We start from the raw sequence: 17,945 nt of genomic DNA, 5'->3' as shown, positions 1-17,945 counted from the left end.
GACCATGGCATGTTAGATTTTCCAGCGATGCCCATCATCAAAATCCATATTGCCGGCGATGCCGGTCGAGATAGGTTCGCATCTTAGGACTCGGGGACCTCGACAGTTTCAAGCCTGGGGACACGAGGTCAGGGTATTCCTTCAAGCTAGAGCTGCAAACTAGCTGCCCGTCGTCGGAGAAAGAGATCAAGCCGCCATCAAACAACGCGTCAAGCGTTGCAATCAGCGGCAAGCCATTTTCTGGGTCCAGCCTTTCGGCATTGTCTGCATCCCGCCACGGAAGGATGTGCGAAGCTCTGAGAACGACGGAGAGATCGCAAGATGTTACCGCACATCGGTCTTGCCAAGATGCCAGCACTTGCTTTCGGAAGGTGCCTTGGCCAAGTCGAGCATCTATGAGCTGTTTGCGCTCCGTCACGCTGAGACTGCCGTCTTTCTCCAATTGCTCGATATCAGTCGCCGCCGGGCTGGTCGTGCCATATTGTGCGACAAGCGCTGGTTTCGGGGTGACTGCGACGATGTATCCGCCCGACTCCACGAACTCGGCGATGTCCTGGCCATCAGGCCCGACAAACTTCAGGCAGCCGCCATCCATGGAGCGATTGCGTCCGAGACGATCCGTGAAACGATAGGGGACCGGACGACCGATCTTCTCGAAAATCGCCACCAGATGTTGCTTGAAATAATCCGTGCGTAGACCGACGCCATCGCCATCGCTTTTGAGAGTTTCGCGGCGAAAAAGCGTATGGCTGGATTTCGAGAATGGCTGGGAGGCGACAGAGCCATCCTCTTTCACATAATCGGGAAGCTCTATCCGCAGGTCTTCAAACGGCAGCATAGGTTCGGCCATCCCTAAACCCCAAACACCTTCAACACCTCATCCCCGAAGTGATTGATCACCTTTACCGCGATCCGCCCCGTGCTCGGCCGCGCAAATGGCCGTGACGTATCCGCATACAGCGTCTCCCACGCATCCGGATCGATCTCCGCCTTCAGCGCCGTCTTTAGCGACTTGTAGGGGTCGTTCGCGCCGAGGAAGTAGGCGTGGCGGACGAAGAAACTTTCCTCGTCGTAATCGGTGTCGATGAACCAAGCGGCGATGCCCTTGACGTCGTCGGAGCGGATTTGACCGGTGGAGGGGTCGAAGACATCGACGCCGTGGACCTTGACCATGATCTCGCCGCCGGGAGCGTCGAGGATTTCGACATCCGGCTCGCCGAAGACGACGAAGAGGTTGCCCTTGCCAGTGTTCTTCAGGTCCTCTGCCATGTGCAGGTCGGGGTTCATGCGCGCCTTCAGGATGGCGAGCGGGCCGAGCCGGTTGAGGTCGGTGGCCTGGGCGTCAAAATTGAAGGCGCAGGCAATCAGCACGTCGAAGCGGGCGTCGGAGGCCTCGCGGGCGGCGGCGGTGATCTGGCTGCGGGTCAGCGTGCCAAATTCCGGACCGATGAGGATCGCCGCGCGCTTCTCCACCGCGCCGCCATCGGCATAGCGGCCTTCGGCGGCAATGTAGTTGCCCGGCCAGGGCTCGATGGAATTGAAGTGGATCGTGTCGGCCTTGGCCTGCTGGTGCACGCCAGCGCTGCGGAGATGCGCCAGGACCATCTCGCCGAAATCGGCCTCCGGCATGTTGGCCGGGGTGGAGGCGCGAGACGTGATCGCACCAGATGCGGCCAGTTTTTCGCCAACCGTATCCTCGCGAGCGGCGACGACACGATGCGGCGACAGGCTCTCGACGGTGAAGGGCCCGGCTACGCGCACCTTGGTCTTGTCCTCATAGGGGCGGTCATAGAGCAGTTCGACATCGGCGGCGCGGGCGATCGAGGCGTCGATCTCTTTCTGCCGGGCGATCCAGCCCTCCCACCAGCCGGCATGGAGCTTGCGCACCGCGGCGGTCGCCAAATGCACCTTGGCCTGTCCGTCCTTGCTGTCGAGCCAGGCGTCAAAATCGCGGGGGATGTCCCATTCCGCGAAGGTGGTGGAGAGAGCTTCGTTGAGTTGCCGGCGCAAAGGCTCCAGCACGCCCTGCCAGTTTTCCCAGATCACATCGATTTGGGAATTCTGCGCTACAGAGCTCAACATAATCCGAGGAGCGCGCTCAAAAACAAAACCTTGGCGAATATCTCCCGTTCCGGAGTCTCCTGCGACGATTTTGCCGGAAAGTTCCTGCTCCTTGGCACGGCCTTCGCGGCTGTCGGCGAGAAGGTAGTAGGGGTAGCGGGCGCTCATCAGCCGCGTACGTGCAAGCGCCAACGCAACCCGGGAGGTGTCGATAGAAATCCATCGCCGGGCCCAGTCCTCTGCTACAAAAGCGGTCGTGCCTGATCCGCACGTAGGGTCCAGCACGAGATCGCCAGGATCAGTCGTCATCAGGATGCATCGCTCGATAATTTTCGAATACGTCTGGACAACGTAAAATTTCTGAGCGGCGAACGTGCTCTCCTGTGTATCAGACCAGAAGTTATTGATGCGAACGACGGGGAAGTCGTCTGCATAGCGGACATACGACAACGTCTTGCTGACTGGAGCGAGGCGATTGGCACGTCTGAGTCGCTCCATTCCTGCGGGATTAGTTTTCCAAAAGCCGACCGTCGGGGTGAAGCTCTTACCTTCTATGTTCACCGGAAACCGCGCGTTTTGACCTCCGCTCTGACTGTTCAAAGGAGCGGTTATGAAGCGCCGACCCTCTACTTCCGATGAGCGCAGTTCTTCTGCCGTCAACCGCCGTCGATCACCGACCTCGCTCTCAACCCACGTATAGCCTTGATCAAGAGATTTTTGAGTGCGGGGCTGATAAAGCTGTCGGTACTTCAGATTTTTGGTATTTTTAGCGTACCAAACCAAGTAGTCGTTGACCGTGTCGATGGTTGCACCACCCTTTCCGCTGGTCTTGACAAATGGGATGGTTGCAACAGCGTTCTCCTCCCCGAACACCTCGTCCATCACCGCGCGGACGCGATGGACATTCTCATCACCGATCTGCACGAAGATCGACCCGCTTTCGGTCAAGAGTTCGCGCGCCACCATCAGCCGGTCGCGCAGATAGGTGAGGTAGGAGTGGATGCCGTCCTTCCAGGTATCGCGGAAAGCCTTGACCTGTTCCGGCTCGCGGGAAACGTCCTCCTTCTTGCCGTCCTTCACGTCTCGGCTCATCGTTGAGACCTGCCAGTTCGAATTGAACTTGATGCCATAGGGTGGGTCGAAATAGATGCACTGCACCTTGCCGCGCATTTCCTCCCGCTCGGCGAGGCTCGCCATCACCTGCAGGGAGTCGCCGAGGATCATGCGGTTCTGCCAGTGCTTGGTGTGCTGGTAGAATTCCGCCCGCGCCTCCGGATCGGCAATGCCGTTGAAATCGGCGAACAGGTCGGGCGCGTCAGACTTCTCCTCGCGCGCCTTGTTGGTGCGGCGCTTCAGATCGTCGATGATCGCCTTGGGATGCACCTTTTCCTGGATGTAGAGCGGCGGCGCATTGACCACGAGATCGGACCAGTCCTGCCGATCCTTGCCGCGCCAGACGAGCTGGGCGTCGCCGATCTCGATCTCGCCCGTGTCGGCGAGCTTCTTCATCTGCGCCGGCGTGATCCTGATCTTCGCGCCGTTCCAGATGATCTGCGGATCGCGGTCCATGTCTCGATCCCGTTCCGTGCTATGCGCCAGCGGCCGATCGCGAGCAATGCGCATCTCGCGGCCACCGTCGCCCAGCATTTCTACTTGCTGTTCATAGAGCGACGCCATCTCGGCCGTGGGATTGTTAAGCCGCACCGCCTGGTCGTGGGTGAGGGTGGAGACGTCTTTTTCGCGCGGGGTTTTGGCCATGTGGACGATATTCTTTCAGAGAAATTTCTTAATCAGGAAATGGTTGACGGCGACGATCTCGGCGTCGTACTCGCGTTCAATACCCTTAATGGTGAAGTCAGAGACTTTTCCCCTGATTGTACCGGCACCGAGCGTCGATCCATTTCTTACAACACCATCTTTGACGTTGCCCAAAGGGCTTCCTGCGCCAGGTGTCGAACCATTGCGAATGACGCCATCTTTGACATTGCCAAACGCGGTTCCTGCGCCGGGCGTGGAGCCATTCCGGATCACACCGTTTTTCAGATTGCCTAGTGCTTTGCCCGAGCCGATGGTGCTGCCGTCGCGGATCACGCCATCCTTGAAGTTTGCCATTTTTCAGTTCCTGGTCATTGTTGCGATCGATCGTGGCTGTTCGAGCTGTTTCATGTCGGCATCTGGCTCTCCGTCGGTGCGGATAAGAGGTTGGAGTAGCGCGATGTCACGTAAGCGGTCCATTCCGTCCCACCAGCAATCTGCAGGATCGGCTGGAAGGCCGAAGAAATATCAAGGCTCTTGAACCGGTCGGGGAACTGCAGCAGTTTCTGCCAGACCGCTGCGAAATCCGATCCGTACTCGCGAAGCTTGGGAGCGGTGACCGCTTTCAAGGCCGAATTGCCAGTGGGCGAGAGGTGCAGCACGCGCACGACATCCGCTCCATTTTCCCGGGCCTTCTCCATCTGAAATGCCAGCATCTGCTGACGGAGAAGCTGGTAGAACGGCTCCCAGAAAAAATCGTCCAAAACTAGGCCAAGGTCAGCAAGGATCGGTCCGTCCGGAGAGAACGCGAGGTTTTCGTAGCGATTCAGGCGCGTGGCATTTCCGTTCGGACTGATCCGTGCGCCATAGGATTCGGTGTACTTCCACTCGATCAACAGCGTTTCCTGTTTGCCGCCGCGCTCAAACATCAGCACGGCGTCAGCGGAAGTCGCGTTCGCGCCACGCGAGCGCGTACCGCTTTTTCCGCCCTCGTTGAGATAGTCTCCGCCAATCCATTCAAATCCGACAAACCATTGGCCATCTGGGCCTTCTTCGACCGGCAGCATAGTCGGCTCGTCGCCTCCAAGTGCCGCCTGGACAAGACCCGCGAGCATTTTCGGCTTTTGAGTTAAGGGTGCCAGGAAATTCAGACAGCAAACCTGCGATGACAGACCATGGTTGCTGTGCGTATGCCACTGTATGCCCTTCTGCTCGAAGTACACAGGGACGACGTTCCTGATCGACGGTGCCAGATTCCGCTCGAAGCTCGCTGGATCGAGGCGATAGGCCGAACCACGGAATCCACCGAATCCTGGCTCGTGGTATGCGAAGAATTTAGATTGACCCTGACGCTCAGCCTTAGTGAACTTGTTCATTAGCTACTCCGCCGCGATTGTCAGCTGAGCTTCGGCCTCATCGCCCTCGCTCTCGGCGTCGACCCCTTCTTCCGGCTGATCTCCGCGATAAGCCTGCTTGCCTGTTGCCTTCTCGATCAGCGCGAGAAGCTGTTTCTGCCGCTCGGCCATGAATTCGGTGAACCTGTCGGCCCGTAACAACGACGGATCGACAAGATGTGAGGACAAATAGGTGTCGAGCTCCGCAGTCTCGATCGGTGGGGTGGTACTGGTGCCCTTCTCGAGGGTAGCCAGATATTCCGAAGGAGCGACGCCGCCAATGATGCGATTGGTGCGATAGGTCAGCGGGGTTTTGTTGATGATAGAGTCGTAAACTTCCGGTTTGATCTTGTTGTCCTCACACCACTTCTTCGGAAAGATATGGTGGATGTCGACGCTCTCGCCGAAAAAGACGATGTGGTCAAATTTCAGACCGGATCGGAAATCGAGCGCGCCTTCCTTCATCAGCAGGGCATTCATACCCTTGTACGCGGCCGAGAGGCGCATGCGCATTGTTTTCAGGCGATCGGACCGGAACGTCGTGTCGCTGACGGTTGAAGGCACCGCGCCGCCCCGCAACCACACAGGTACCTCCATGAAGTCCTTTGCTATCCGGGTATCGACGGCAGAGCCGTAGAGTTCGCCGAAGACACCGTTCCAATACCACTGCTGAAGCTGCTGTTTCAGTGTGGCGTGGTGAAGGGCCCCCTCGTTTTCTGCGAGGATCGCGGCCAGCGGCACGATCTGCGACTGATAGGGCAGGTCTTCGACCTTATAGATGTTCAGTTCGAACAGAAACTTGGCAGCGCGCTCGAAACCCTGTTCGGCCTTGTCGCAATAGGCGGTGTATGCACTTAGTGGCAGATTGAGCAGGGCTTGTCGATTGCCCGTCACCTGGGGCAGGTCCTTGCCCTGCTTTCCCTCAGATACGGCGGTACGTCGTTTGTCGCGCGTATGGAAGAGCGAAATCACCTGGAGAAGATCGGTGTTTGCCACGTTGGCGAGGATGCCCGTGTCCCGCCCAGCCGGCCGGAGAGTATCCGCAAGCCGTTGATGGCGGCCCTTTTGCCCGTCGGCCCCATACCAGTCCTTGCGTAACTCGAAACCATCCGCCGCATACATGGCTGTCACCAACTCGAAAGCGTCGAGTGGCTTGCCGCCGGTATTGACCTTCTCGAAGACGGTGCAAACAGCTTCTTTGGTCGTCGCCTTATCCAGGGTGATAACCGGCACCTGGTACGATTTGAAATTATCAAGGACGTCCTTCTTGAAGGCTTTCCACTTCTCCTTTGCGGATTTGCCCTCGTCACCCTGCCAATGGTCGTTGAACCCGTCCTGCCAGTCGTCCCAGTCGAATACTTCGGTCAGTGGGAACATCATCGACCTATATTCGTGTTCCCGCGAAGAGAGGTCGAGCCTGATCTCCCGACCGAAATCAGTGCGCGCAATCCTATCTTCAGGCACGCCTACGATGGCTTCCTCTCGATTGGCCTCTGCATCGAGCGCCATTTCGATATCTATGTAGAACCACCGCTTCACTCGTTTGTTCTTCGGTGTGACGGTCTCGACCACCTTGTTACGAAGGGTGACCTGGTACAGCGACGTCATCCGCTGCTGGCCATCGAGAAGGAGAGAAGATGGCGAAACAGGCTTTGCTGAATCCGGCGCGCCCTCAACTGGACGGGGTTTGAAGTTGACATCGCCGCCAGTCTCCAACGTCATTAGTGCGCCCACCGGGAACGCGCGCGAGACGGAAGCAATCAGGCTTTTAATGCGATCTTCGTCCCATACCCAGCTGCGTTGAAAGTCAGGAAGTTGGAGAACGCCTTTTTGGCAGTTGCTGAGCAATTCGTGCAGCGAAAATGGATTCGTCTTAAACGTTGCGCCAGCCATCATGCCTCCTCAGGAATTCTCGCGCTAAAGTTAGCTACCAACTTGCTGTAGTCTTCTTCCATCGCAAAAGCATTGCGGAATTCGGCAAAGGCCCAGCGGCCATAGACCTTTAGGTTGTTGACGCCGGGGACCCAGAGGTTCGTCATGGTCTCGGCCTTGATTTGTTCATCGAGGCCTCGGAAGCCCTTGACCTCGACGACCAGGTTCAGCGGATCATTCGGCCCGCGGCCGTCGTCGAGCTGGATAATGAAATCCGGCAGGTAGCGGCGCGGCACGCTGCCGGAGCGATAGGGTACTTCGAAACTGAGCGCCTGGTTCTTCACGTAGGAGATCGTAGCTGGGTGCGCTTCCACGACGCGGGCGAATTCCGCCTCCCAATCGCTGTCGCAGACGACGTAGTTCACGTGGGAAAGGCGGGTTTCCCAGAGCGTCTGCTTGGTCGTGATGAAGGACACGTGGTCGGTGTAGCCGTGCGGATTGTACGGATCGAGCATCGCCTTCACGACACTCTCCCCATCCTCGCCGGCGCTGCGGACGATGGCTTGGTAGATGAGTTCGGAGGCCTTCTCCGCCAGCTCGGCATAGGTCAGCATGCCCGCCCTGGTGCCACCAGTGAGTTTCAGGCAAGTGGCAATCCAGCGCCGCGTAATGGGCTGGAGCTGATTATAGAGGTAATAGGGAACGTCCTGATCCGGCTCCCGGAAATACATCTCGATCAGCTTCTTGGTGAGATGCGTGGCGACGGTGTTTGGCCGCATGTCATCGAGCGCATCCGGAGAGATGTCATGGCCTTCGCCCACCAGCCCCTCGAGCCGCACCGTACAAGGCCCGACCAGTTCCGGCGTCAGGTCGAGAACTGAATCGCCCGAGAAATTTGCCGAAAAGCTCTCGGAGGGTAGCTCGGCGCGATAACCGGCAACGCGCGGAAAGCGGATGGAAAGGTCGTTGCGCTCTTTCAGCGCATGGACACGTGTCGTCGGCTTCGGTGGTGTTCGGGTTACTTCCTGGGGCTCGGTGGCGAAGTCGAAGGGAATCCCGAGGATGTCGGCGTATTCGGTGTTGAACAACCCCCTGTCGTTCAGCTCATAGGACTGGCGGCGCAGGCCACGGCCGATCACCTGCTCGCAGAGCAATTGCGTACCGAAAGCGCGAACCCCAAGAATATGGGTGACCGTATTGGCATCCCAGCCTTCCGTCAGCATCGACACGGAGACGACGCACCGCACCTGTTCGCCGAGCCGGCCCTTCTGCCCGACGGTGTTCATCACTTCACGCAAGAGTTCCGAGTCCGAGAGCTTGTCGGCCGCGGCGGCACCCTCGCGCTCCTTGATCTCCCTACGGAACTGATCGATTTCGGCTTCAGCCATGTCGCGGAACTTGGCGTCGAGCGCCTCGCCCGATTCGAGCTGCTGCGAGTCGATCAGCAGCGTGTTCATGCGCGGCAGCCGATTGCCGTTGCGGTCATCGTAGTTTCGGAAGAGCTCCAGATGCCCGTAGTGCTTGGTCTGGCGCTCGCCTTCGACCTCCCGTTCCCAGCCGGAAATCCATTCGAAGATCAGTTTTGAGCTGGCGGTGTTGTTGCAGACGACGATGAACACCGGCGGAACGCCGATACCGGCCTTTTGCCAAGCGTCGTACTCCTTCTCGTAGTGGGAGTAGAGCGAGTAGAGCGCGGTCTGTAGTTCGGCAGGTATGCTCAACGGATCAAGATCGCCGGATTTGCCCGCCCCCTTCTTCGGCATCTTCTTGCCGATGTGGTCCCACAGATTGCGGTACACCGGAGTTGCGGCATTCACGGCATTGTCCGACACAGGAACACGAGGCAGCTTGACGATGCCGCACTCGATGGCGTCGACGAGCGAAAAGTCAGAGACCACCCAAGGAAAAAGCGTCCCTTCCTCGTAGCCCGATCCACGCAGGAAGAACGGTGTTGCCGAGAGGTCGTAAACCGCGCGGACGCCGACCTTGCGCTTCAGCGCCTCGATGCCTGAAATCCAAAGGCGCGCCGCCTCATTGTTTTCCTTGGCCTCGTCCTTTTCCTCGCCCTTCAATTCATCCTCTTCGTGGCTCCCGGCACGTTCGCGATAGCAGTGATGCGCCTCGTCGTTGATGACTACGACATTCTTCATCTGCAGGAGATCGCCGCATGCGCGCTGCAGCATCGCTCCCTCCGTCTCGAGCTCCTCGATTGCTTCGCCCTTCCAGCCCTTCATCAGGCGGAGGCCGACCGCATTCAGTTCATGGGCCTTGCGTCGCTGAAAGACGTGGTAGTTGACGATCTCGATCTTCGCCTTGTTCAAGTCAGGCATCATGTCCTGCGGAACAAGTTCTCGGGAACGATAATAGCTGTTGCCGTCCGAAGGCTTCAGCACGCGCAGACGGTCCTTGATGGTGATACCGGGCGCAACGATGAGGAAGCCTCGCGAGAACAAACTGGAGTTCGGCTGCCGGGCGGCATTGATCGCCTGCCAGGCAATGAGCATGGCCATGACAGTTGTCTTGCCGGCGCCGGTGGCCAACTTCAGCGCAAGACGAAAGATTTCAGGGTTGGCATCTCGGTTTGCTTCTTCGAGATGGCGGAAGATGTGAGCGTACTGCTTGTTCTTGCGTGCCACCTCGGCAAGCCAGATCGCCGTTTCTACGGCCTCCACCTGGCAATAGAAGGGGCGAGGGCCGGAGAAGTTGTCGCTTCGCCAATATTGGAGCAATCGCTGGGTAACGGGCGTCACGCCCCAGTCGTTTGGATTGGGAATTGAACGCCATGACGCGATGTGGCCGCGAATTTCGTTGATGATCGGCGTAGGGTTATAGTGGCTGCTGCCGTCCTTGGTCTGGTCGAGATCAAGCGTAGCCTGCTTTTTGGCATCTGCTTTGATCTTGCGGCTCTTCGGAACGGGTGCCACGTATTTCGACCGGCGTCGGCCTTCAATGGGCGGTTGATTGAGCGGCTCGCCATTTTCGGACAGCGCATGATGGCGTGTGGGAACGTCGTACGGCGAATTGAGAATTGGCTCGGCGTAAAATGGCTTGGTCATGCAATCTGTCCCAGAATCGGCATCGCCATTCAATCGACCTCGTGAGAGTGATGCAACTCCTACGATGCGGATTGCTACATGTCGCAAAGAGTTGCACACGGAAATTACTTCCGCATTGCAACAGTATTCAAGACGTTGGGGACTTGCTTCCCGGGAGCGGCAAAGGAATCTCCGGTCTCGCGGACTTCACCATAAGGTTCGGGCACTCTTTTGCAAGTTGTGGAAAATAAATCACATCGCGGTTCAATTTTGTGGAGTTTTGGTCAAACCGCCCGGGTGTGCTTGATTGCACGACCGTGCCTCTAATAGTTTCCAATCCGTTACCGCTCATGGGCAGTGGTTGGGGATGGGATTAAGTGGTTCAGGAAATTGGAAGTTTCGTCGTTGCCTCGATTCTTGGCGCGGCGAATTATCTTGTAAAGGATGCGGCTGCTCCCGGTATTGTCGCTCTAGGAATCGTCGTTCTTCTGGTGGTTTTTACTGCGGCTTTCTTTCGAGAAGTCTTTCAGCGCCGGAAAGCAGTTCAGTGGCTCAGACGTGAAATTCAGAACAGCCCGACAGGCGCTGATTTCAGTCGTGACATCGACGTTCTGTCCGCCTCAATCAAGAAAACAGGCACGAACAGGTATCGCCGGCAATTGGCGGCCGCGTGGGAGAAATACAGAGAGACGCTTGTACCTCATGAGGAACACGGCAAGCTCGTGCTTCGCAACGCCGTCCGACCGTCCATGTTTCTCAATCCAGAGGATTTGGGCTTTGGGGTCGGCTTTTGGCGCATCGTACCCGGGCTTTTTGTTTCGGTTGGGCTTTTTCTGACATTCCTGGGGTTGATCGCCGCTCTCTCGACGATGGCACAAGGAGCAGAGATCGATAGCGGCGTCATGAGACAGCTGCTTTCTGTGGCTTCGGCAAAATTCATTATGTCGTTGACGGGCCTTTTCTGCTCAATCGTCTTCACGATTCTTCTTAGAAGCATCTACGGGCGACTGGAGCAGTCGATCCATGATCTGTGTGCCGCCATTGAGCAGCGTCTCACCTACATAAGTCTGGAGGCCCTTGCCACAGAGCAGCTGAAGGCAACCCGGGAACAGCGGGAGCATTTTCGATTGATCGGCATGGAGTTGGTCGCGGAGATTGGCCGTCCCTTGAGGGAGGAGCTCCCAGCGGCAATCCAGAGTTCGATCGCTGGAGCCATGGCTCCTATTGTAGAAAGAGTGGGTAAACTCGGCGCAGAGGGCGTCGGAGATATGGTGTCCGGGATTTCGGACAAGCTCACGGATTCTATCGGTATCGCGCTGACCGAGGCGAGTCAGAAAATCTCTGATGCAGGTGAGAGGCTTGGATTACTTGCTGATCGGCTGGATCAAAGCTCGGGGCGGATAGGCTCGGAGATGGAGGGGGTGACAGAACGTGTCGCCCAAGCTGTGGAAGACCTGCGTGCGGCTATCACGAATACGGCCGAGGTAACCGGGGGGACGTTCAACGAAGGTGCAGAGAAGCTCCTCGCGGTCATGAATCGGACACTCGAGGGCATTCGCGACAATACCGGCGAAGGTGCGCGCGCCATGTCGGCAGCGGCTGAGGACATGCGCCAGGCCGCTGAATCCTTCAAACAGGAGATCGAGGCCGCAGCACGGACAGGAACAGAGGCCGCTCAGGAGCGCATGAAACTTGCAAGTCAACAAGTCAGCTCGGCTATCGGCGATGCTGGCAAGGACGTGGCGGACGTGTTCAGCCGCACCAGTGCGGAGATTGCTCGGGTCGCGGAGGAGGTTTCCGAGAAAGCCGGCGCTGGCTTGCTCGCTCCTTTGGCTGAAATCGGCAGCAGGTTGGAAGGTCTGGTCAAGCAGCTCAATGAAGGCACGTCAGACATGCGGCGCATGGCCGACGGAGTGAAGGCTGGTGCCGATGCTTCGGAAAAGGCCGCGGGTACCTTCAATGGGGCGGTAAGTTCCCTTGTGACTGCTGTCACTCCCGTGAAGGCCGTCGTGGATCGCATGGAAGGTTCGATCCGGCAACTTACTGACAGCACGCAACACGCGGCGAGCACCGTATCGAGGTCTGCTGAGGCGACCGCCGAGTCCGCTGCCTCTGCTCTTGCCGCTGCGAAGGAAATACTCCAGGCGGAAGCGAAATCCATCGAGAACGCGCTGGGCGGTGTCTCTGTGATGCTGGAACGTCTAAAGGGGCAGGGCGACCGTCTCGATGAAATGGATGGAAAGCTCGGCCAGGCTTTCGATCTCTACACGGAAAATGTGGAGAAGGCCGTCCAAGGGATGTTCGGCCACGTGCGCGATCTGCAGGAAAGGCTGAATCCTGCGCTCGATACCATGCGTGAAATCGTTGAACAGGCCGAGCAATTCGCTCCGCAGTCGCGGAGAGCCTGATGCGAGGCGGTTTCCGAACGCGTTACAGAGAGGAAGAGGAGGAGAGCGCATTTGTGTCCATGACAGACATGACTGTCAGCTTCCTCTTCATCATCATCCTTTTTGCTGGCCTACTTCGCCCAGCAATATAGCGAAAAGGACACCGTACCCAGGGCCATACACGAGGAGGTCATCAAACAAAGGAATGACGCGCAAAAGGAGATAGTCCGCCTGCGGGAAATCATTGTTTCTCATGAGGCGACGATCATCACGCTCCGGGAGGAGATCAACAAGAAGCAGATGGAGATCGAGCGGTTACAGGCTGAGATCGCGAAGCTGCAGGCTGAGATCAAGGAGCTGAGAGAGGCGCTCGAAAAGCTTCGGAAAGTTGACCCACTGGAGGCCTACCTGGCCACGTCGGCGATCGAGAGACGACGAATTCTCGAAACTCTACGCGATCAGCTGAAGATCGATTTTCCTGATCTCGAGGTGGTTATCAGTGAGGAAACCGACGCTTTGCGCTTTCAGGGCGACGGCCTATTTGCAACCGGATCGTCCACGTTGCGCCCCGACCGGAGGGCAATCGTGGAAACTGTCGCAACGAGGCTATCGCAGATTTTGCCCTGCTATACGATTGGCCCACGTTCGAAGTGGACGGCCGAATGCAATCCAGGCAATGCGATTATTGAAGCTTTGCAGATTGAGGGACATACCGACTCGACCGGGGATTTTACGGCTAACCTGGCGCTGTCTACCAATCGCGCAAACAGCACTTTTTCTACAATTCTCGGCAAATCCGGCGAGCTAGTCGATTTTCTGAACTTCCGACATCAACCCGTTTTGTCCGTCGCAGGATACGGCCAAATGCGCCCGGTTAGGGACAACTCGACGAAGGAGGGACGGGATACGAACCGCCGCGTCGACCTGCGAATCATCATGTACACACCAAGCCAGTCGGCGGAGATCGACCGCATTCGCCAGGCGTTGAGCCGAAACAGCTCCGGGGGTATCGCGAATTGAGCCTCGGCAAGAGCATCTCCCAGACCCGTCAGTTCGCTAGGCCCGGCTTGCCGGCTTTGAACTCACTTGTATCCAGGACAGAGCGAATCCTGTCCCGCTGGCCGGATGTCGTCGCTGATCCGCCCGAGAAAGATCGCGAGAAACTCGTGGTCATGGTTCGGGACAAACTGGAGCGTAACGACTGGGAGGACACGAAGCTTTCGCTGATTACAAGCGCTGGCAGGGCGTTGTTCGACGAGGATCGCCGCACGAGGTCTGATTTGGCAGAGATGCGAGATTTTTATTATAGCGAGACCCGCGCCTCGACCCGGGCCGGCTTTCTCGGCGGAATGTTCTCCATCTACATGGACAGTTTTGATGCCAAGGCGGAACATACGTGGCAATTGGCCGATGCATTGTCGGCAGCGGCGGTGCGTCTCGGGGCTCGCTGGCGTATGATGCTCGATGCCATCCCCGAGATGCTCTCGCCCGATGCAGTGGCCGATGCGGTCGCGCGACAGATGGTGCTGATGGACGATCTCTGGATCGGCCTACAGAAACTCGGTATTCGCAGCCCTCATGCACCTGGTCTGATGAATGCTGTCCACCTCGCCTATGTGAAGCAGATCGAACCGCATCTCGACCAGCGAGTGGAGATGGAGCGGCTGATCGAGTGGCTGAAGCCGGAGGGCAGGGAGGCGAAGACGACCGGCGCCGGCGAGGCGATCTCGGCTCTGCTTGGACACTGGGTCAGGCATTCTCCGAAACCCGATGACCTACGCTATCTGACAGAGAACATCATCGGCATTTACGGTGATCCTCGTGTCCAGCGTGGCGGCGTTTGGTCAGCCGTAGCTGAAGACAGGATGGCGGTAATCCTGCGCTGGCTGACGGGCGAGAACATCCGTTTCTTCCTCGATGTCGTCTCTGAGGTGGAAGACAGCCACATGTGGGAGCCTCGCAGGAGGTTCTGGCTCGGCTTGCATGATCGTGGCCGTATTGATGCGGCCTGGGTTGCGTTCAGCGATTCCGCCGCAAAGGAGGCCCGGCGACGCGGGGCAGGAGGTAAGGGGACCTTGAGATTTGGCGTGCAAACGGCAGGCTATGGTCGCGCGAATACATCGCTGCTCGTGCTGAAGATCGGCAGGAAAATCGTCGTCGAGGGCTCACACAGCTATAAGGTCCACATTTTCGACGAGTCCAACCCGCGAGCGCCTGCGCTCTACCAGTGGCGATACGATTGTGAAGCAATCAGGTTCATTCCGGGATCGAATGCGAAATCACACAACGGCGATTGGCAGAGTTGGGTCTTGGAACACATCTAGGTGAAAAATGAAATTGGACGCTTCTTTCTCTTCAGATGCAATCACCCTGTCCGCAAAGAACGAGCGCGCGGGTCTACTGCACCGGTTGGTGCGCCGTAGTGTCAAATCTGATCTTCAGAACCTGAGCCCCGACGAACGTTCACTGGCCTATGCCATCGCCGATCTACGGGCGGCAGCGGACACGCTCGGCGAACAGCTTTCGATCGATTCTGATCGCATCGTCATGTCCCATCGTATCGCTGCGTCCGTCACCGGTGAAACGGGCGCAGTACTCGGTCTGCCGCCTCTGGTAGAGATGACGCTGAAGACCGATGCGGAGGGAATTGTCGGTTCGTCAGGTTTCCGACTTAGGTACGAATGGTCGCGCAACGGCCAACGGCAAATGCCACGTCGAACTGGAGCCATTCTCGAAACGGCAAACGGTTTGCGACGAATTCCTGTGTGGATGATGGACGCAATCGCCATCGCCGACGCCTACAGGCCGGATGGAAACGACGCCGCCGATTGGGAGGCGCTCGGACGTTTCCGCAAGGCACTTGATCCTGGTGCCGTCGGCGGAGCCTCGGACGAGGCGTCGCGTATCTCTATGACAGATTTTCTGAGCGGTCTGGAGGTGCGTCTCGTCGACCGCTTTTCACTCTCGCCAAAGGGGGAGACGGACTTCGACGTGGTACCGTTCTCTGGTGATACCTTGGAGGCGCATGGTAGCGCTTCTGAAGCCGCCGAGGTTTCCGAGTCCATGAGCGAGGTACAGGGACTAGACCTGCAGCGATTTCAGACATTGGTAAGGGGAAGGGGGGCGCTGCCCGCCTATCGACTATCTCCTGGTCGTTATGTGGTGGTCGAACAGTCAGCGTCACCAGCCCTTGCCGTGATGGCTGAAATGCAGAAGGCAGCACCCGAGGAGCGGCGCGCCTTCATCCGTAATCCCTTACCACGAGTAACGGAAGCAATGGAGGCGCAGCTCCGTTCTTCCGGGCAATTGGACGGTTTGTCGCCCCAGGCCGAGCAGGAAGCCATAGAGGCAGCGGTTGGTCCCGTACTCGTTGAAACCCGAGAGTTTTCCGAACGCGTTACCGGCGTCGTCAAGTACGAAAAGCCGGGTCTCGGCGAGTTCGAGGATAGCGGGACAACCTGGCTACCGGAGGACTTCAGCGCACGCCTGATCGACATCCTCGACAGACAGGGCATTGCCGAATTGCAAACCCTGCGTGAGCACATCCAGGAAGCAATTGAGGCTGGAAGGCCGACCGTCGATTTCGAGGATTTGGAGGTCCCCGCTCGACCGGAAATGCTGAAGCTCATCGACGAGCGGATGGTGTCGGGAGACATCGACGACGGTGGCGACGATGAGGAAAAGCATGAAAAGGTCGGGCCATTCGTTCTCGATACCGAAGTGAACTACGACGATCTCAAATGGCTCGCTAAGCTCAGGCCGCGCATGTCCGAGTTGCCGGACAAGCTGCCCGAGGGCATTCGAACGCCGTTGAAAGGGCATCAGAGGGAGAGTTTCAGCTGGCAGGTAGGCGCGTGGCGGGCCGGATTGCCGGGCGTGCTCAATGCCGATGAACAGGGCCTCGGCAAAACGCTCCAAACCATCTCTTTCCTGGCATGGCTCAAGGAAGTGATCGCTCGTCCACAAGCACAGAGCAGGGGACCTGTTCTCGTTGTTGCGCCAACATCCCTTCTCGAAAATTGGGAGCAGGAAGTCGCCCGGCACATGCACGAGCCCGGGCTGGGTCATCTGATCCGCCTCTATGGATCGAGTATCGGTGGACGCAAGCTGACGGGAGCGAAGGGCAAGGACACGGACGACGGGGAGGCAAAGCTTGACCTGGGCGCGCTGCATGAAGCCGTGGCAGAGGGGCGGGCGCATCGCTACTGGCTTCTCACCACTTATACGACGCTGACGAATTATCAGCATTCGCTGGCTCGCATACCCTTTTCCGCCGTTGTCTTTGACGAAATCCAGGCCTTGAAAAACCCTGTTAGCCTCCGCGCAGTTGCTGCTCGCTCAATCAATGCTGATTTTCGAATTGGCCTCACCGGTACACCTATCGAGAATGCCACTGTTGACCTCTGGGCAATCATGGACCAAATGGCACCGGGATCGCTCGACAGCCTCAAAGATTTCCGTCAACGCTATGCGAAGCCAGAGGAAGACAATATGGCCGAGCTGCACAGCAGGGTTTTTCTGCCCCGTGGCGGCACGCCGCCTCTTGCTGTCCGCCGCCTGAAGGAAACGGTCGCAACCGATTTGCCGGGCAAATCCCGTCGTATTCATCCTCGTCTGATGCCTGACGTTCAGGCCTTGGCGTATGACGATGCCCGATTGAAGCTTGCGCGAGGCGGCATGGGCGCACAGCTGAAGATGCTTCATCACATTCGCAGCGTTTCCGTCCATCCGGCGCTGGAGATCAAAGCAAGTAACGATGAGTTCGTCGTAGCGTCTGCGCGGCTACAGGCTGCCATGGATATCCTGAAGCGCATCAAAGCGAACAATGAACGCGCCCTTGTCTTCATCGAGCACAGGCAGATGCAGTATCGCTTCATTGAATTGGTTCGCAGTGAATTAGGTCTGCCGCGAGTCGACCTCATCAACGGCGACACGCCCATTCCTCAACGTCAGGTAATTGTGAACCGTTTCCAGCGCCATCTGGATGACGACCAGGGGTTCGACCTGCTGGTTCTCGGACCGAGGGCAGCGGGCACCGGGTTGACGCTAACGGCGGCGACCCACGTCATCCACCTATCGCGTTGGTGGAATCCGGCGGTTGAGGAACAGTGCAACGATCGCGTACACCGGATTGGCCAGACGCGACCTGTTACGGTGCATTTGCCCATGGCCATCCATGAAGGCTATCGTGAGCAGTCTTTTGACTGCCTTCTCCAGAGCTTGATGACGCGGAAGCGTCGGCTCGCCAGTTCTGCGCTTTGGCCCATGGGTGACGTCGATGACGACGTTGCTGGCCTTCAGCAGGGCATGGCGTCCGAGCCGTTAGGCATGGAGGCTGACCCTCTCGGCAAGACCATAGCGGCCATGTTTGCTCGCGACGAGCTGGAATTGCCGCCGCGAGAAGCTGACGGTTCCTACCCCATCCATTGATATAGAACGGC

The 17,945-nt window shown here is 57.9% G+C and carries 10 protein-coding genes; 4 read left to right on the top strand and 6 right to left on the bottom strand.

Translation table 11 applies throughout. The features are described from left to right. Positions 1-37: 37 nt before the first annotated feature. From ABIE40_RS12345 to ABIE40_RS12320, 6 genes are read right to left on the bottom strand one after another with little or no spacing between them, the layout of a single operon-like run. The gene (locus tag ABIE40_RS12345; RefSeq protein WP_199629250.1) at positions 38-850 is read right to left on the bottom strand and encodes an HNH endonuclease; all 813 of its coding nucleotides are present in this window, start codon (positions 848-850) and stop codon (positions 38-40) included. 2 nt (positions 851-852) lie between these two features. After that, positions 853-3,819: a site-specific DNA-methyltransferase gene (locus ABIE40_RS12340; protein WP_199629249.1), complete on the bottom strand. Its 2,967-nt coding sequence runs from the start codon at positions 3,817-3,819 to the stop codon at positions 853-855. Positions 3,820-3,834: 15 nt separating this feature from the next. Next, a complete protein-coding gene (locus tag ABIE40_RS12335; protein ID WP_199629248.1) occupies positions 3,835-4,173 on the bottom strand; it encodes a hypothetical protein in 339 nt (112 codons plus the stop codon). A gap of 50 nt (positions 4,174-4,223) precedes the next feature. Then, positions 4,224-5,192: a PGN_0703 family putative restriction endonuclease gene (locus ABIE40_RS12330; protein ID WP_199629247.1), complete on the bottom strand. Its 969-nt coding sequence runs from the start codon at positions 5,190-5,192 to the stop codon at positions 4,224-4,226. A 3-nt stretch (positions 5,193-5,195) separates the two neighbouring features. After that, entirely contained in the window at positions 5,196-7,103 is a 1,908-nt protein-coding gene (locus ABIE40_RS12325; RefSeq protein WP_199629246.1) for a GmrSD restriction endonuclease domain-containing protein, read from the bottom strand. Further along, the gene (locus ABIE40_RS12320) at positions 7,103-10,138 is read right to left on the bottom strand and encodes a BPTD_3080 family restriction endonuclease (RefSeq protein WP_199629275.1); all 3,036 of its coding nucleotides are present in this window, start codon (positions 10,136-10,138) and stop codon (positions 7,103-7,105) included. The genes ABIE40_RS12325 and ABIE40_RS12320 overlap by 1 nt, the downstream gene beginning before the upstream one ends. A 356-nt stretch (positions 10,139-10,494) precedes the next feature. Here ABIE40_RS12320 and zorA point away from each other — a divergent pair, with 356 nt between their 5' ends. From zorA to ABIE40_RS12300, 4 genes are all read left to right on the top strand, one after another. Further along, positions 10,495-12,525, top strand: coding sequence for an anti-phage ZorAB system protein ZorA (gene zorA, locus ABIE40_RS12315; protein ID WP_199629245.1), 2,031 nt, complete (start codon positions 10,495-10,497; stop codon positions 12,523-12,525). Between the two features lie 102 nt (positions 12,526-12,627). After that, positions 12,628-13,524 carry an OmpA family protein gene (locus tag ABIE40_RS12310; protein ID WP_354541014.1) on the top strand — a complete coding sequence of 299 codons (897 nt, stop codon included), beginning with the start codon at positions 12,628-12,630 and terminating at the stop codon, positions 13,522-13,524. Then, positions 13,521-14,828, top strand: coding sequence for an EH signature domain-containing protein (locus tag ABIE40_RS12305; RefSeq protein ID WP_199629243.1), 1,308 nt, complete (start codon positions 13,521-13,523; stop codon positions 14,826-14,828). The genes ABIE40_RS12310 and ABIE40_RS12305 overlap by 4 nt, the downstream gene beginning before the upstream one ends. Positions 14,829-14,835: 7 nt before the next feature. After that, positions 14,836-17,934, top strand: a complete 3,099-nt coding sequence (locus tag ABIE40_RS12300) for a DEAD/DEAH box helicase (RefSeq protein WP_199629242.1) — start codon at positions 14,836-14,838, stop codon at positions 17,932-17,934. Positions 17,935-17,945: the final 11 nt, after the last annotated feature.

Source organism: Rhizobium sp. OAE497 (assembly GCF_040546565.1).
Classification (GTDB): Bacteria; Pseudomonadota; Alphaproteobacteria; order Rhizobiales; family Rhizobiaceae; genus Rhizobium.
This window is presented reverse-complemented; position numbering and strand designations above follow the sequence as displayed.

Excerpts from the sequence above, each read along its gene's own strand:
- ABIE40_RS12325 (WP_199629246.1), bottom strand. The coding sequence starts at position 7,103 with ATGGCTGGCGCAACGTTTAAGACGAATCCATTTTCGCTGCACGAATTG.
- ABIE40_RS12345 (WP_199629250.1), bottom strand. The coding sequence starts at position 850 with ATGGCCGAACCTATGCTGCCGTTTGAAGACCTGCGGATAGAGCTTCCC.
- ABIE40_RS12300 (WP_199629242.1), top strand. The coding sequence starts at position 14,836 with ATGAAATTGGACGCTTCTTTCTCTTCAGATGCAATCACCCTGTCCGCA.
- ABIE40_RS12335 (WP_199629248.1), bottom strand. The coding sequence starts at position 4,173 with ATGGCAAACTTCAAGGATGGCGTGATCCGCGACGGCAGCACCATCGGC.
- ABIE40_RS12330 (WP_199629247.1), bottom strand. The coding sequence starts at position 5,192 with ATGAACAAGTTCACTAAGGCTGAGCGTCAGGGTCAATCTAAATTCTTC.
- ABIE40_RS12340 (WP_199629249.1), bottom strand. The coding sequence starts at position 3,819 with ATGGCCAAAACCCCGCGCGAAAAAGACGTCTCCACCCTCACCCACGAC.
- ABIE40_RS12320 (WP_199629275.1), bottom strand. The coding sequence starts at position 10,138 with ATGACCAAGCCATTTTACGCCGAGCCAATTCTCAATTCGCCGTACGAC.